The sequence below is a fragment of the Candidatus Accumulibacter similis genome, from assembly GCA_013347225.1.
Lineage (GTDB): Bacteria > Pseudomonadota > Gammaproteobacteria > Burkholderiales > Rhodocyclaceae > Accumulibacter > Accumulibacter similis.
In genome coordinates this window covers 3988880-4004625 of record CP054595.1, presented here as the reverse complement: position 1 = coordinate 4004625, position 15746 = coordinate 3988880, and the positions used below count along the sequence as shown (strand labels likewise).

Sequence of the window (15746 nt, the reverse complement as noted above, 5' to 3'; positions counted from 1 at the left end):
ATGAACCCATGAGAAAAGAACACATTCCTGGTGTACTGATCGTACTCGCCGCCTCGGTGGCGCTGATCGGCTGCGGGAAGAAGGAGGAACCCAAGGCCGCTGCTCCTGCACCCGCCGCTGCACCGGCGCCGGCGCCGAAGCCGGAGATTGTGGTCAAGATCGGTCACGTCGCCCCGCTGACCGGGCCGATCGCCCACTTGGGCAAGGACAACGAGAACGGTGCCCGTCTGGCCGTCGAAGATGCCAACGCCAAGAAGCTGGAGATCGACGGCAAGGTCGTCAAGTTCGAACTGCTCGGCGAGGATGATCAGGCCGATCCGAAGACCGGCACGGTGGTTGCCCAGAAACTGGTCGACGCCAAGGTCGCGGGCGTCGTCGGGCACCTCAACTCGGGAACGACGATTCCGGCGTCGGCAATCTACAATCAGGCGGGTCTGCCGCAGATTTCACCTTCGGCGACCAATCCAAAATATACGCAACAGGGCTTCAACACGACCTTCCGCGTCATGGCCAACGACATCCAGCAGGGTTCGGTGGTCGGTACCTACGCCGTCAAGGACATGGGTGCGAAGAAGGTCGCGATCATCGACGACCGCACCGCCTACGGCCAGGGTCTCGCCGACGAGGTCGAGAAGGCTGCCAAGGCAGCCGGTGCGAACATCGTCGCGCGCGAGTTCACCACCGACAAGGCGACCGATTTCAAGGCCATCCTGACCAAGATCAAGGCCAAGAATCCGGACGTGATCTTCCTTGGCGGAATGGACGCGATCGGCGGCCCGATGCTCAAGCAGATCAAGGAACTCGGTATCAAGGCGAAGTTCACCACCGGTGACGGTGGCTGCTCGCCGGAACTGATCAAGCTTGCCGGTGCCGCTTCGGAAGGAGTCATCTGCTCACAGGCGGGACTGCCGGTCGACAAGCTGCCGAATGGCCAGAAGTTCGTCGAGGACTTCACCAGGAAGTATGGCCAGATCCAGATCTATTCGCCGTACAGCTACGATGCGGTGATGGTCCTGGTTGACGCGATGAAGCGGGCCAATTCCGCCGATCCGGTCAAGTATCTGCCGGAAGTCGGCAAGACCTCGTACGATGGCGTGACCGGCAAGATCGAGTTCGACGAGAAGGGTGACATCAAGAACGGCGCGATCACCGTCTTCGAGATCAAGGACGGCAAGCTGGTCACGCTGAAGACCGAGGGTGGCACGGCGCCTGCCGCAGCCCCCGCCGCCGCAGCGCCCGCTGCAGCTCCCGAAGCCAAGAAGTAAGGGCTTGCCGGGCAGACCGGCACGGAGGGAATGGCGCATGCCATTTCCTCCGTTTGGCTGTGTCCGCGGTTGCTCGGTCGTCTCGGGACGTGTTCCCGGGCTGCCAAGCGCTGCTTCCACGAGTCGAGTACTCTGGTTCGCCCATGGCGCCCCGTTGCGGAAAGCCTGACCATGGACACTCTCCTGCAGCAACTGATCAACGGCCTCACCCTCGGTGCCGTCTATGCGCTCGTCGCGCTCGGTTACACGATGGTGTACGGCATCATCGGGCTGATCAACTTTGCCCATGGTGAGGTCGTCATGATCGGCACGATGGTGGCGTTCACGGTCATCGTCTCGCTCGCCGGCAGCGGCATGCCGCCGCTGCTCATTCTCGGCATCGGCCTGCTGATCGCGGTCGTCGCCTGCATGGTGCTCGGTTGGGGTCTCGAGCGCGTGGCCTACCGGCCGTTGCGGCATGCGCCGCGACTGACGCCGCTGATCACGGCGATCGGCATGTCGATCGTCCTGCAGAACGTTGCGATGATCATCTGGGGTCGCAACTACATCACCTTCCCGCCGATGATCGACAAGCAGATCTACGAGTTCGGTGGCGCCAGCTTCACCAACGTGCAGGTCGCGATCGTCGTCCTCGCGGCGCTGGTGATGGTCGGACTGACCTATCTCGTGCACCGCACACGCATGGGCATGGCGATGCGGGCGACGGCGCAGAACCAGCACGTCGCACTCCTGATGGGTGTCGACATCGATCGCGTGATTGCCATGGCGTTCATCATCGGCTCGGCTCTGGGTGCGCTGGCAGGCTGCATGGTCGGCTCGTACTACGAGATCGCGCATTACCAGATGGGCTTCATGCTCGGCCTGAAGGCGTTCACGGCGGCAGTTCTCGGCGGCATCGGCAACATGGCGGGTGCGATGGCCGGCGGCCTGCTGCTGGGAATCATCGAGGCCCTCGGTGCCGGCTACATCGGCGACCTTACCGGCAACTTCCTCGGTAGCCACTACCAGGACATCTTCGCCTTCATGGTGCTCATCATCGTGCTGATGTTCCGTCCTTCGGGATTGTTCGGCGAGCGGACAGGAGACCGCGCATGAACGGCCCGACAACGAAGCATCCATACTGGCGGCAGCACTGGCTGGGACTGCTGCTGGTCGTCGGTGTCCTGCTCGCCGTTCCCTTTGTCGCCGCCCTCGGCGGGCAGGCCTGGGTGCGCATCGCCAACTTCGCGATCCTCTACGTTTTCCTGGCGTTGGGTCTGAACATCGTCGTCGGCTATGCCGGTCTGCTGGATCTCGGTTATGTTGCCTTCTACGCGGTCGGGGCCTACTGCTACGCGCTCCTGGCCTCACCACACTTCGGCATCCACCTGCCATTCTGGGTCATTCTCCCGTGCGGCGCGGCGCTGGCCTGTCTTTTCGGTGTCCTGCTGGGGGCGCCGACGCTCAAGCTGCGTGGTGACTACCTGGCGATCGTCACGCTGGGTTTCGGCGAGATCATCCGCATCTTCATGAACAACCTCAACGCCCCGATCAACATCACGAACGGTGCGCAGGGCATCACCCTGATCGACCCGGTCCGGATCGGGGATTTTTCCTTCGCCCGGAGCAGTACCTTCTTCGGCGTTTCCATTTCGGGTCCGCAGAAGTATTACTTCCTGCTGGTCGCGCTGGCGGCACTGGTCATTGTCGTCAACATCCGCCTGCAGAACTCGCGTATCGGCAGGGCCTGGCAGGCGATTCGCGAGGATGAAGTGGCCGCCAAGGCCTGCGGCATCAACACCCGCAACATCAAGTTGCTGGCCTTTGCCATGGGTGCTTCATTCGGCGGTATCGCTGGCGGCGTCTTTGCCGCGATGCAGGGTTTCGTCAGCCCGGAGAGCTTCTCGCTGATGGAATCGATCACGATTCTCGCGATGGTGGTCCTCGGTGGCATGGGACACATTCCGGGCGTGATTCTCGGCGCCATTCTGCTGACGGGGTTGCCGGAGGCGCTGCGCTACGGTATCGAGCCGCTGCAGCAGGCAGTCTTCGGACGCATGATCATCGATCCCGAGAGCCTGCGCATGCTGGTTTTCGGGCTGGCTCTGGTACTGGTCATGCGTTTCCGTCCGGCGGGCCTGTGGCCGTCGTCGCTGCGCCGGCGCGAACTCGCCGAGGCGACGGACTGAGCATGGCTGAGCGGCAGACACTTCTCGCGGCACAGGAAGTTGCCAAGCATTTCGGCGGCGTCAAGGCGCTGCACGATGTTTCCCTGACCATCCTGCGCGGCGAGATCTACGGGCTGATCGGACCGAACGGTGCCGGCAAGACGACCTTCTTCAATTGCCTGACCGGTCTCTACCGCAACGAGAGCGGCCATTTTCTCTTCGATGGCGTCAGGCTCGAGGCCGACGCGCCGCACAAGGCTGCCGAGGTCGGCATTGCACGGACGTTCCAGAACATCCGCCTGTTCGGCAACATGACGGCGATGGAGAATGTCATGGTCGGGCGTCACCTGCGGACGCGCGCCGGCGTCTTCGGCGCGATCAGCCGCAACCCGGCGACCCGCGCCGAAGAGGCGGCGATCGCGCGGCGCGCCGACGAACTCCTGCACTACGTGGGCATCCACGAGCGGGCGCATGACTATGCGCGGCACCTGTCCTACGGCGATCAGAGACGGCTCGAGATCGCGCGTGCTCTCGCCACCGAACCCAAACTGCTGGCGCTCGACGAGCCGGCGGCGGGGATGAACGGTACCGAGACGGAAGCATTGCGCGTACTCGTGGAGGGCATTCGCCGCGACGGCGTGACAGTCCTCCTCATCGAGCATGATGTCAAGCTGGTGATGGGATTGTGCGACCGGGTCGCGGTTCTCGACTATGGCGAGAAGATCTGCGAGGACGTGCCGGCCGTGGTGCAGAAGGATCCGCGCGTCATCGAGGCCTACCTCGGTGGCTAGGCGACGCGAAAGAAACGGATGAACATGCTCGACGTCAATGGCTTGCGGGTTTCCTACGGCGGCATTCAGGCGGTTCGCGGCATCAGCTTTCATGTCAGCGAGGGCGAGATGGTGGCCCTCATCGGTGCCAACGGCGCCGGCAAGAGCAGCACCCTGCGTGCGCTGGCGCGCCTGCTCGAGCCGGCGGGTGGCAACGTGCGCTACCGTGGCAAGGAACTTCTGCAGGTGCCGCCGCATGCCCTGGTAACCGAGGGCATTGCGCTGGTGCCGGAGGGCAGGGGGGTCTTCCCGCGCATGACGACGCTCGAGAACCTGTACATGGGCGCCTACGCCCGCAACGACAGGACGGCGGTGGCACGCGATCTGGAACATGTGCTTGGGCTCTTCCCCCGACTCAAGGAGAGGGCACAGCAGGTCGCGGGAACGCTTTCTGGTGGTGAACAGCAGATGCTGGCCATCGGCCGCGCGTTGATGAGCAAGCCGCGCCTGTTGCTCCTTGACGAGCCGTCGATGGGACTCGCACCGATCATGGTGCAGAAGATCTTCGAGGTGATCCGTGCCGTCGCCAGCGAGGGAATGACCATCCTCCTCGTCGAGCAGAACGCCAAGCTGGCGCTGGAAATAAGCCAGCGCGGCTATGTCATGGAAAGCGGCGAGATCACTGTGACGGACGAGTCCCCCCGGTTGTTGGCTGACCCGAAGGTGCGTGCGGCGTATCTGGGCGAATGACGGGCTGTGGGTCGCCGCGGGTTCACTGCCGGCGCTTCCAGTGGCAATCGGCTAGCTGTAGAGTAGCCCAGCGCGCGTCGCCGTAGCACCCGGGTCGCGGTCTGCGGCGCTGGGAGCGGCCAGCAGTCGATAGCTGATCAGAACTCCATCGCGTCGGCAAATGCCAGTGCCTGCAACTGCGCGCTGTTGAACTGCGCTGCCGTCAGCCCGAGCATTGCCGCCTGCTCGGCGATGGCGCGTCCGTCACCGGCCTCGCTGGCCAGCGCCAAGTCAAGAAAAGGCCGGTAACGGCCGCCATTGCCGAGCAGCGCGTCGGAAATCGGCTCGGGCAGCCGCATGGCGTCGAGAATCTTCTCCATGCCGAGACCCAGCAGCGCGTCAAGCAGCGAAAAGGCGCCGGTGATGAACAGGTTGTCGTACTCTGACTTGTCGACCAGGCCGGCGGCCAGAAGCTCCATCAGGCGCGCTCTGACAAGCGCCGTGTGCATCAGCGCGGGTGCCATCGGATCCTTGCTGGCCGTGGTCAGCAGCAGCGACAGCCAGCGATTTAGCTTGTCGTAGCCAAGCATCGTCACCGCGTGGCGAAACGACTGGATCTCGCAGGACAGACCGAAGCCGGCCGAATTGATGTAGCGCAACAGCCGGTAGGAGATCGCCACGTCCTGCTTCAGCGCTGCCTCGATCTCCCGGATCTCGGCGTTGTTGCGCACCAGGTTGAGCACGCGCATGATGTTCGCTTGGCTGGCGCTGAGTGTCTTGGCCGGGATGCCACTGGGCGTGGTGAAGAACCAGCCGGCAGCGGCAGTCACACCGGCGTCCATGCTGGCGCGAAAGTCGGCTGTCGTCGTTACCTGGAAGGCGATGCCCATGCCGTAGCTCTTGGTGCGTGCAGCGAGGAGCTTGAGCTGGGCGTTGCTCAGCGATTGCGCGTCGAAGCCGATGAAGCGGTACTGCAGCCCGATCGACAGTGCCTGCGTCGCCTGCGGGTCGAACTGCAGGCAGATCGTCGGCTGCCAGGTCTGGATCGCGGCGATCAGGTCCGGACCGTGCTCGCCGAGCAGGCAGGCCGCCGGCAACTCGATCGTTGCGTTCTCGGGTGCCAACCAGTCGAGCAGGCGGGCGTCGATCGTGGCGGCCGGGCAACTGACGAACAGTGGTTTGCCGCCGGTAGGCCAGACGCCGGCGAGCGAGTCGAGCGCCATCACCGCTGCCGGCATGCCACCTTCGGCGGCGAGGTGCAGCAGCAGTCGCGTGGCGATGATCCGGCTCTGCCGGTTGACCAGTGGCTGGCGCGACAGGTAGACCTCAGTCATGCGGTGGTACCTTCATCTCCGACAGAGTGCCGGTGGCGATCGCCTGCTGCGTGTCGGGCGCGTAATCGAAGGAGTCGGCGAAGAACTCGTCAGCCGGCAACCGGCAGTGGTCAAGAAAGTCCCGGCGGGCCGCAGCAACCATGGCCGGTGCGCCGCAGACATAGGCCTGGTGGCGCGACAGGTCGGGGTGGTCGTGCATCGCCGCCACGTGCACCAGGCCCGTGCGGCCATGCCAGCCGTCGGCGGGCGGCGAGTCGGACAGGACCGGGACGAAACGAATCCAGCGATGCTGCGCCGCCCATTGCTGCGCCAGTTGCAGGAGGTAGAGGTCGGCCTGCTGGCGCGCACCCCAATAGATGTCCATCGGTCGCGTGCTGCGCTGCGCCAGGGCGTGCTCGACGATCGCCTTGATTGGCGCGAAGCCGGTGCCACCGGCGACCAGCAGCGCCGGCTTCGTCGAGTCGTCGCGCAGAAAGAAGCTGCCCATCGGACCGCGCAGGCGCAGCAGGTCGCGCTCCCGCATGCTGCTGAAGACGTGTTCGGTGAACTGGCCACCCGCTATGCGCCGGACGTGCAACTGCAACAGGCTGTCGTCGTGCGGAGCATTGGCGAGCGAGAACGACCGTCGCTTGCCGTCCTTGAGCAGGATGTCGACGTACTGGCCGGCGAGAAACTGCAGACGCTCGCTGCTCGGCAATCGCAGTTCAACGATCATCACGTCCGCAGCCGCGCGCAGGAGCCGGTGCACGCGCGCCGGCAGGGTACGGATGGGTACGTCGCCTAGCGAGCTGACTTCCCGGGTCTCGATGCAGAGATCGGTTCTCGCGGTGGCGCAGCAGAGGAGGGCGAAGCCGGCAAGCCGGTCGGCTTCGCCCAGAACGGCAGTCGACGCGTTGCCATGCGCCACCTCGCCGCTGAGAATCCGACCGCGACAGGTGCCGCAGACGCCATCGCGGCAGCCGTAGGGAAGGTTCAATCCCTGCCGGAGTGCGGCAGCGAGGATGCTCTCGTCCGCGGCGACGGAGAAGGCATGCCCGCTCGGCTTTACAACCACCTGGTGATCCATTGTCTCTCCGTCAGAGTCCCGATCCGGTAGAATCATGTGGTGCGAAGACTATTGATCGTTGGTTGCGGTGACGTGGCGCGCCGCATGCTGCCCCATCTGCTCGGCCATTACCGCGTTCTGGCGCTGGTACGCGAGCGCGAGCAGTGCGCCTTCTGGCGCGAAAGGGGTGCCAGGCCGCTTCTCGCCGACCTCGATCAGCCACAAAGCCTGCGGCGACTCGCCGGTCTGGCCGATCTCGTGGTGCATCTGGCGCCACCTCCGACGCATGACGGCAAGCGCACGGCAGGCGACAGCCGCGATCCCCGGACACGCTCGCTGCTGGCAGCGCTGGCACGGGGCAGGAGTCTACCACAGCGAATCGTGTATATAAGCACCAGCGGTGTTTACGGCGACTGTGACGGCGAACTGGTCGACGAGACACGCCCTCTGCGGCCGGCTACCGCCCGCGCTGGCCGCCGTGTCGACGCCGAGCGGCGCTTGCGCCTGCTTGGCCGGCGCGGCGTCGTCGTCAGCATCCTGCGGGCGCCCGGCATTTACGCCGCCGACCGCCTGCCGATCGAGCGGCTGCGCAAGGGCAGCCCCGCGTTGTGTGACGCCGATGACGTGTATACCAACCACATCCATGCCGAGGATCTGGCGCTGCTGGCCCGTGCCGCGCTGCGCCACGGACGGAGCAACCGGACGTACAACGCGAGCGACGATTCGCGCATCAAGATGGGCGAGTATTTCGACCTCGTGGCGGATCACTTCGAGTTGCCGCGAGTCCCGCGCGTTTCGCGGCGCGAGGCAGAGGAACTGCTGTCGCCGCTGCAGCTGTCGTTCATGACTGAGTCACGCCGTCTGCTCAACCGGCGTGCCCGCGAGGAACTGCGTTGGCGCCTGCGCTATCCGCAGGTCGCTGATGGCGTTGCCGCTGCCGTGCGAGAAAGGAACGGCCGATGCTGACGGTCAAGGTGCTGCACCTGTGGATGGTGGTGAGCTGGTTCGCGGGCCTGTTCTACCTGCCGCGGATCTTCGTGAACCTGGCGATGGTGCCGCCAGGCAGCGAGGCTGAGCGGCAGCGCCTGCTGTTGATGGCCGGCAAGCTGTATCGCTTCATGACGCCGATCGGTGTACTTGCCGTCGCCCTTGGTCTCTGGCTATGGTTCGGCTTTGGCTTCGGCGGCGGCTGGCTGCACGCGAAGACGGCGCTGGTGCTGTTGCTGGTCGCCTATCATGCCTATTGCGGGCGTTTGCTGCGCGACTTCGCGGCACAGCGCAGTCGGCGCGGCCACGTCTGGTATCGCTGGTTCAACGAGTTGCCGGTGCTGCTGTTGCTGGCAGTGACCTATCTCGCAGTGTTCAAGCCGTTCTAGCCAGGAGCAGCGAACGACAATGGAAGAATTCTTTGCCAGCTGCCCACGCGGCCTGGAACATCTGCTGGCCGAGGACCTGGCGGCGGCCGGTGCCGGCGAGCTCGCGGCGATCGCTGGCGGTGTGCATTTCCGTGGCGAGTGGCCTGTCTGTTACCGGGCCAATCTCGACTCGCGGATTGCCACCCGCATCCTCTGGCGGGTGGCACGGGCGCCCTACGGCAGCGAAGACGACGTCTATCGTCTGGCACTGGAGACGCCCTGGCCACGCTGGTTCCTGACGCGGCAGACGATCCGCGTCGATGTCACGGCGCAGAAGAGTCCGCTGAAAAGCATCGAGTTCGTCACGCTGCGCATCAAGGACGCTGTCTGCGACCGATTCCGACGCGAGTCGGGCAGTCGGCCGAGCGTCGATACGCGCCAGCCGGACGTCAGGATTCAGGCTTTTCTCAGCCCCAACGAATGCACCCTCTATGTCGATACCTCGGGGGCGCCGTTGCATCAGCGCGGCTTCCGGCAGAAGACCGTCGACGCGCCGCTGAAGGAGAACCTTGCCGCCGGCATCCTTCGTCTCAGCGGCTGGCAGCCGGGTGTGCCGTTGCTCGACCCGATGTGTGGCAGTGGCACCTTCCTTCTCGAGGCGGCACAGATGGCGCTCGGCCGGGCGCCGGGCGCGCGGCGCGAATTCGCCTTTCAGCGCCTGCGGCATTTTCAGCCGGAGTTCTGGCAGGGTCTTCTCGAGCGGGCACGGGCCGGGGAGCGCACGGCGACCGAGATGGCCATATTCGGCAGCGACATTTCGCCTGTGGCGGTACGCGCAAGCCTCGCCAATCTCGATCGTGCCGGTCTGCTGCCGGCGGTCCGTCTCGCAACCGGCAACCTGCTCGAAATCGAGGCGCCGGCTGCGAGCGGCATCATGGTCAGCAACCCGCCCTACGGCGAGCGGGTTTCCGACGACGATGAACTGGCACGTTTCTACCCCTTGCTCGGCAGTGCGCTGAAGCGTCGGTTCGCCGGCTGGACGATTTGCCTGATCAGCGCCGATACCCGTCTGCCGAGGATGGTGCGGTTGACACCGAGCCGAAGGACGCCCTTGTTCAACGGCGCGCTGGAGTGCCGGCTTTACGAGTTCCGCATGGTCGCCGGCAGCAATCGCCGCTGAGGGATCTTCCAGGCACCATTGCCCGCGGGCTTCACTCGACGATGCCGAGGTGACCCAGCCCGGCGGTGAGATCGCGGTCCTTCGACTCCTTGCCATGCAGCTTGATCTGCAGCCGCAGGTCGTTGAGCGAGTCGGCGTTGCGCAGGGCGTCCGTATAGGTGATCAGCCCGGCCTCGTAGAGGTCGAAGAGAGCCTGGTCGAAGGTCTGCATGCCGAGCTCGCGCGACCGCTTCATGACGTCCTTGATCTCCTGTACCTGACCCTTGAAGATGAGGTCGGAAATGAGCGGCGAATTGAGCATGATCTCGATCGCTGGCACACGTCCCTTGCCATCCCTCTTCGGCAGCAGGCGCTGTGAGACCAGGGCACGCAGGTTGAGCGACAGGTCCATCAGCAACTGGTGCCGGCGCTCCTCGGGAAAGAAGTTGATCACCCGGTCGATGGCCTGGTTGGCGCTGTTGGCGTGCAGGGTCGCCAGGCAGAGGTGGCCGGTCTCGGCGAAGGCGATCGCATAGTCCATGGTCGCCCGATCGCGAATCTCGCCCATCATGATGACGTTCGGTGCCTGGCGCAGGGTGTTCTTGAGTGCCACTTCCCAACTGTCTGTATCGACGCCGATCTCGCGCTGGGTGACGATCGATTTCTTGTGGTCATGCACGAACTCGATCGGATCCTCGATGGTGATGATGTGCCCCTGGCTGTTCTGGTTGCGGTGGTCGACCAGTGCCGCGAGCGAGGTCGTCTTGCCGGTTCCGGTGCCGCCGACGAAGACGACCAGACCGCGCAGGGTCATCGCGATATCCTTGAGAACCGGCGGCAGCCCCAGTTCGTCCAGCGTCGGTACGGTCAGATTGATCGTCCGGCAGACCACTGCGACGCGTCCCTGCTGCACCAGTGCGTTGACGCGAAAGCGACCGATGCCGGCGGGCGAGATGGCGAAGTTGCATTCCTTGGTGGCCTCGAACTCGGATGCCTGACGGTCGTTCATCAGCGCGCGCGCCAGTTCCGCCGAGTGCTGCGGCAGCAGCGGCTGGCTCGACACCGGGATCACCTTGCCATCGACCTTGATCGCCGGCGGAAAGTTGGCGGTGATGAAAAGGTCGGAGCCATGCTTCTGGACCATCAGGCGCAGCAGTTCGTGCATGAACTTCAAAGCCTGATCGTTTTCCATGCGGATCCTCCTGATTGAACGGCTGGTTATGCGCCAGGGATGGCATCCTTGTTGGCCGCCTTCAGTCGCGCCTCGGGTGCCGATACGATGTTGCGCCTGACGAGTTCGATCAGTGCCTGGTCAAGCGTCTGCATGCCGAACTGCTGCCCCGTCTGCAACGCGGAATACATCTGCGCCACCTTGTTCTCGCGGATCAGGTTGCGGATCGCCGGCGTGCCGATCAGGATTTCGTGTGCCGCGACCCGCCCCTGTCCGTCCTTGGTCTTCATCAGGGTCTGCGAGATGACCGCACGCAGCGACTCGGAGAGCATCGAGCGGACCATTTCCTTCTCGGCTGCCGGAAAGACGTCAATGATGCGGTCGATCGTCTTGGCCGCGCTCGAGGTATGCAGCGTGGCAAAAACCAGGTGACCGGTCTCGGCGCCGGTCAGTGCGAGGCGAATGGTTTCGAGGTCGCGCATCTCGCCGACGAGAATGACGTCCGGGTCCTCGCGCAGCGCCGATCGCAGTGCGTTCTGGAACGACAGCGTATGCGGGCCGACCTCGCGCTGGTTGATCAGGCATCGTTTCGGCTGGTGCACGAACTCGATCGGATCCTCGACGGTGAGGATGTGATGGTAGGCGTTCTCGTTGACGTGGTTGATCATCGCCGCCAGGGTGGTCGATTTGCCGGAGCCGGTCGGACCGGTGACGAGGACGATGCCGCGTGGATACTCCGAGATATCCTTGAAGATGCGTGGGCAGTTGAGATCCTCGAGCGTCAGGACCTTCGACGGAATCGTCCGGAAGACCGCGCCGGCGCCCCGGTTGTGCACGAAGGCGTTGACGCGAAAACGGGCGAGGTTGGGAATTTCGAACGAGAAGTCGCACTCGCGGGTATCCTCGTATTGCTTGCGCTGCGCGTCGCTCATGATGTCGTACACCATGCCGTGCACGAGCTTGTGCTCCATCGCCGGCAGGTTGATTCGCCGGACATCGCCGTTGACACGGATGATCGGCGGCAGACCGGACGAGAGGTGGAGGTCGGAAGCCTTGTTCTTGACGCTGAAAGCCAGCAGTTCGGTGATGTCCATCCGGTTCGGTCCTCGGGCGGTGGGCAGGGCGCGGTGTTATACTGGCAACAACCTGCGCGACGCCCGATTATGACCACACTTCCTGCCAAGCTGCAAGCCGTACGCGCGCGAATCGCCGACGCCGCGCGCCTTTACGGTCGCGACCCGGCTGCCATCCAGCTGCTCGCCGTGAGCAAGGGTTGGCCGGCGGCGGCGCTGCGCGAACTGGCTGCCGCCGGCCAGGGAGCCTTCGGCGAGAGCTATGTGCAGGAAGCGGTTGGCAAGATCGATGAATTGCGCGACTGCGGCATCGAGTGGCATTTCATCGGAGCGCTGCAGGCCAACAAGACCCGCCTGGTGGCAGAGTCCTTCGACTGGGTACACTCCGTCGACGAACTGCGGATTGCCCAGCGGCTCGCCGCCCAACGGCCGGCGACGAAGCCTGATCTGTCGGTCTGCCTGCAGGTCAACATCAGTGCCGAGGCGAGCAAGGGAGGCGTTTCGCCGGCCGCCCTGCTGCCGCTGGCGCGGGCGGTCGCAGCGCTGCCCGGACTCCGCCTGCGTGGCCTGATGGCGATTCCGGCGGCAAGCGACGATTTCGCCGCGCAGCGCGACGCATTCCGTCGCCTGCGGGAACTTTGTCAGCGTTTGCGAGCCGATGGATTGTCGCTCGATTGCCTGTCGATGGGCATGTCGCACGATTTCGAGGCGGCCATTGCAGAGGGCGCGACCCTGCTGCGGGTGGGTACGGCAATTTTTGGTGAGAGACGATGAAGATCACGTTCCTTGGTGGTGGCAACATGGCGAATGCACTGATTGGCGGGCTGGTGAAAACCGGCTTTGCGGCGTCGGACATCGCGGTCATCGAGCTTGGGGCGCAGGGGCGCGCCAAGCTGCGCCTGGCCTACGGCGTGCGCTGCTATGAGGCAGCGAGTGCGGTCGCCCTCGATTGCGACGCCGTTCTGCTGTCGGTCAAGCCGCAACAGATGCGGGAAGCCTGTTCGCCGCTGCTGCCGTTCCTCAAGCAGCAACTGGTCATCAGCATCGCTGCCGGCCTGCGACTGGCCGATGTGTCGCGCTGGCTCGGTGGCTACGGCAAGATCGTCCGCGCAATGCCCAACACGCCAGCCCTGATTGGCGCCGGAGTGACCGGCCTCTGTGCCATGGCCGCCGTCTCGATGGCCGAGAGGCTGGGCGCCGAGCGGATCCTGCAGGCGGTCGGCAGCACGCTCTGGATTGCCGACGAGGAGAAGATGGACGCGGTGACGGCGATCTCCGGGAGTGGTCCGGCCTACGTCTTCCTCTTCATCGAGGCGCTGCAGCAGGCGGCCGGCGACCTCGGCCTGACGCCCGCGCAGGCACGGCAGCTGTCGATCGATACGGTTCTCGGTGCCGCCAGGCTCGCCGCGCAGTCGGACGAAGCGGCCTGTGTGCTGCGCGAGCGAGTGACTTCGAAAGGCGGCACGACGGAAGCGGCGCTGCGGACGATGGAGCAGCGCTGTGTCAAGGAAGGGTTCATCGCTGGGGTGCTGGCTGCCAACTCGCGCGGTCGCGAACTCGGTGAGCTGCTGGGTCAGGATGGCTGATGATCGCCGCGGCCGGTCTCTTCCTGCTTGATGCGCTGCTGTCCTTCCTGACCGTCGCGCTGCTGCTGCGCTTCTTCATGCAGGCTTGCCGGGTGTCCTTCAACAACCAGCTCGGCACCTTTGTCGTCGAGCTGAGCAACTGGCTCGTCAGGCCGCTGCGCAGGGCACTGCCCGGGTTCTATGGACTCGACTTGGCCAGCCTGCTGCCCGCTTACCTGTTGCAGGTTGTGCTCGCATTGGCGGTGCTCCTCGTGCGCCTGGGCATTGACGGCGCAACCCCCGGGGTATGGCTGCCACTCGTCTTCTGGTCTGGTCTCCTCGCCACGCTGCGCCTTGCCATCTACCTGCTGATCGTGGCGCTGCTGCTGCAGGCCGTGCTGTCCTGGATCAGCCCGTATTCCCCGCTCGGACAGCCGCTATCGCAACTCACCCGGCCGGTCCTGCGGCCGATTCAGCGCCTGCTGCCGACCATTGGCGGCATCGACCTGTCACCGCTGATCGCCATCGTCTTCGCGCAACTGTTGCTGATGTTCCTGTAAGCCGTGGGCCATTGGGCGCGGCTGGCGGCGGGGATGCTGAGCCTGACGGTGCATGTCCAGCCGGGGGCGAAACGCAGCGAGGTGGCTGGCGAGCATGGTGATGCCCTGAAGATTCGCCTCGCGGCAGCGGCCGTCGATGGCCGCGCCAATGCGGCCCTGGTCGAGCTGATCGCGCAGCTGCTCGACGTGCCGCGAGCGGCGGTGGCCATCCGCTCTGGTGAGAGGTCGCGGCGCAAGCTGCTGCTGGTCAGCGATCCGCCAGCCGATGCCGTACTGCGCCTGCTCGGAGGATGAGAGCGCTGCTGTGGGCGCGTCAGCCTTCGAAGACGACCCTGCCGCCGACGAGCGTCAGGTGGACGCGGCCGCTGAGCTCGTAGCCGAGGTAGGGCGTGTGCTTGCCCTGGCTGCGCAAGGCCTCGGGCGTGACACGCCAGGATTCGTCGGGATCGAAGATGCACAGGTCGGCAGCCTCGCCGACGCCAAGAGAACCCGCTGCGATGCCGAGGATCGCCGCCGGATCGGCAGTGATGCGGGCGAGGGCCGAGAGCAGGGGCAGCCGGGACTGCGCCGCCCAGAGCAGCGTCAACGGCAGCAGCAACTCAAGCGCGGAGGCGCCGGGCAGGGCCTCGGCAAACGGCAGCTGCTTGCCGTCTGCATCAACCGGAGTGTGGTCGGAACAGATCGCCGCCACGCCGTCGGCGACCGCGCTGCGCAGCGCGTCGCGGTCGCTGGCGGAGCGCAGCGGCGGGTCGAAGCGCGCATTGCTGTCGAAGAAGCCGATGTCCATCTCGGACAGGTGCAGGTGGTGCACCGCGACGTCGCAACTGACCGGCATGCCGCCGTCCCTGGCCGCGCGCACGAGAGCGATCGCCGCCGCCGACGAGAGGCGTGACAGGTGCAGTCGCACGCCGGTGTGCACCGCCAGTTGCAGGGCGGTTGCGGTGGCGATGCCTTCGGCGACCACCGGAATGCCGGTCAGGCCCAGCCGCGACGCGACTTCACCATCGTGCGCGACGCCGTCACGGGCGAGAAAGTCATCCTGCGGCCGCAGGCGGACGGCATAGCCAAAGGTCGCCGCATACTGCATCGCGCGCAGCAGGAGCTGTGTGTCTACGATCGCCCGCTTGGCCTGCGAGAAAGCGATGCAGCCGGCACGTGCCAAGCCGTTCATTTCGGCGAGGCGCTCGCCGGCGAGTTGCTCGGTGAGGGCGCCGATCGGATAGACGCGTGCCAGACCGACGGTATCGCTGCGTCTGACCAGTCGCTCGACCAGACCGGGTTCGTCGAGCGGCGGCTTGCTGTCGGGTGGGCAGGCCAGCGAGGTGACGCCGCCGGCGACGGCTGCCGCCAGTTCGGGCTCGATGGCACCCAGACGTGCCGACAGATCGACCAGGCCCGGGCAGACGATCATGCCGGCCGCGTCGATGACGCGCTGCGCCGTGAAGCCTGGCGGAGGCTGGCCGATCGCGGCGACGCGACCACCGGCAACGAACAGGTCGAGCCGTCCGTCCACCCGGTTGGCCGGATCGACGAGACGGCCGTTGCGGATCTGCAGCGTTTCCTCGCCCATGCC

General features: G+C 65.3%; 17 protein-coding genes. 12 read left to right on the top strand and 5 right to left on the bottom strand.

All coding sequences use genetic code 11. From position 1 onward, the window contains the following. Nucleotides 1-8: 8 nt before the first annotated feature. From HT579_17670 to HT579_17650, 5 genes are all read left to right on the top strand, one after another. Entirely contained in the window at nt 9-1265 is a 1257-nt protein-coding gene (locus tag HT579_17670; protein ID QKS30583.1) for a branched-chain amino acid ABC transporter substrate-binding protein, read from the top strand. 171 nt (nt 1266-1436) lie between these two features. Beyond that, entirely contained in the window at nt 1437-2360 is a 924-nt protein-coding gene (locus tag HT579_17665) for a branched-chain amino acid ABC transporter permease (protein ID QKS30582.1), read from the top strand. After that, complete coding sequence (locus tag HT579_17660) at nt 2357-3433, top strand: ABC transporter ATP-binding protein (protein ID QKS30581.1); 1077 nt, start codon at nt 2357-2359, stop codon at nt 3431-3433. Before HT579_17665 ends, HT579_17660 begins: the two co-directional genes overlap by 4 nt. Before the next feature lie 2 nt (nt 3434-3435). After that, a complete protein-coding gene (locus tag HT579_17655) occupies nt 3436-4203 on the top strand; it encodes an ABC transporter ATP-binding protein (protein QKS30580.1) in 768 nt (255 codons plus the stop codon). 24 nt (nt 4204-4227) lie between these two features. Continuing rightward, the gene (locus HT579_17650) at nt 4228-4932 is read left to right on the top strand and encodes an ABC transporter ATP-binding protein (protein QKS31700.1); all 705 of its coding nucleotides are present in this window, start codon (nt 4228-4230) and stop codon (nt 4930-4932) included. Nucleotides 4933-5069: 137 nt separating this feature from the next. Here the strand turns inward: HT579_17650 and HT579_17645 are convergent, their stop codons facing one another. Continuing rightward, the gene (locus HT579_17645) at nt 5070-6245 is read right to left on the bottom strand and encodes an HDOD domain-containing protein (GenBank protein QKS30579.1); all 1176 of its coding nucleotides are present in this window, start codon (nt 6243-6245) and stop codon (nt 5070-5072) included. After that, a complete protein-coding gene (locus HT579_17640; protein ID QKS30578.1) occupies nt 6238-7311 on the bottom strand; it encodes a CDP-6-deoxy-delta-3,4-glucoseen reductase in 1074 nt (357 codons plus the stop codon). The genes HT579_17645 and HT579_17640 overlap by 8 nt, the downstream gene beginning before the upstream one ends. 39 nt (nt 7312-7350) lie before the next feature. Here HT579_17640 and HT579_17635 point away from each other — a divergent pair, with 39 nt between their 5' ends. Genes HT579_17635 through HT579_17625 form a run of 3 tightly spaced genes read left to right on the top strand, consistent with a single transcriptional unit; the run spans nt 7351 to nt 9825 of the window. Further along, nucleotides 7351-8256: an NAD(P)H-binding protein gene (locus HT579_17635; GenBank protein QKS30577.1), complete on the top strand. Its 906-nt coding sequence runs from the start codon at nt 7351-7353 to the stop codon at nt 8254-8256. Then, nucleotides 8250-8666: a CopD family protein gene (locus tag HT579_17630; GenBank protein ID QKS30576.1), complete on the top strand. Its 417-nt coding sequence runs from the start codon at nt 8250-8252 to the stop codon at nt 8664-8666. The genes HT579_17635 and HT579_17630 overlap by 7 nt, the downstream gene beginning before the upstream one ends. Nucleotides 8667-8685: 19 nt before the next feature. Further along, a complete protein-coding gene (locus tag HT579_17625) occupies nt 8686-9825 on the top strand; it encodes a class I SAM-dependent RNA methyltransferase (protein QKS30575.1) in 1140 nt (379 codons plus the stop codon). Nucleotides 9826-9856: 31 nt separating this feature from the next. Here the strand turns inward: HT579_17625 and HT579_17620 are convergent, their stop codons facing one another. Together HT579_17620 and HT579_17615 are read right to left on the bottom strand one after the other, a co-directional pair. Then, nucleotides 9857-10996 (bottom strand): PilT/PilU family type 4a pilus ATPase, encoded by a 1140-nt coding sequence (locus tag HT579_17620; GenBank protein ID QKS30574.1) that lies wholly within the window; start codon nt 10994-10996, stop codon nt 9857-9859. Between the two features lie 26 nt (nt 10997-11022). Next, nucleotides 11023-12069, bottom strand: coding sequence for a type IV pilus twitching motility protein PilT (locus tag HT579_17615; GenBank protein ID QKS30573.1), 1047 nt, complete (start codon nt 12067-12069; stop codon nt 11023-11025). Nucleotides 12070-12138: 69 nt separating this feature from the next. Between HT579_17615 and HT579_17610 the strand changes: the two genes are divergently transcribed. The 4 genes from HT579_17610 to HT579_17595 are packed head-to-tail and all read left to right on the top strand — an operon-like array spanning nt 12139 to nt 14467. Next, complete coding sequence (locus HT579_17610) at nt 12139-12822, top strand: YggS family pyridoxal phosphate-dependent enzyme (protein QKS30572.1); 684 nt, start codon at nt 12139-12141, stop codon at nt 12820-12822. Further along, nucleotides 12819-13634: a pyrroline-5-carboxylate reductase gene (locus HT579_17605; protein ID QKS30571.1), complete on the top strand. Its 816-nt coding sequence runs from the start codon at nt 12819-12821 to the stop codon at nt 13632-13634. The genes HT579_17610 and HT579_17605 overlap by 4 nt, the downstream gene beginning before the upstream one ends. After that, nucleotides 13634-14173: a YggT family protein gene (locus HT579_17600; GenBank protein ID QKS30570.1), complete on the top strand. Its 540-nt coding sequence runs from the start codon at nt 13634-13636 to the stop codon at nt 14171-14173. The genes HT579_17605 and HT579_17600 overlap by 1 nt, the downstream gene beginning before the upstream one ends. 33 nt (nt 14174-14206) lie before the next feature. Further along, nucleotides 14207-14467, top strand: coding sequence for a DUF167 domain-containing protein (locus HT579_17595; GenBank protein QKS30569.1), 261 nt, complete (start codon nt 14207-14209; stop codon nt 14465-14467). Nucleotides 14468-14486: 19 nt separating this feature from the next. Here the strand turns inward: HT579_17595 and HT579_17590 are convergent, their stop codons facing one another. Continuing rightward, nucleotides 14487-15743, bottom strand: coding sequence for a dihydroorotase (locus tag HT579_17590; GenBank protein ID QKS30568.1), 1257 nt, complete (start codon nt 15741-15743; stop codon nt 14487-14489). Nucleotides 15744-15746: the final 3 nt, after the last annotated feature.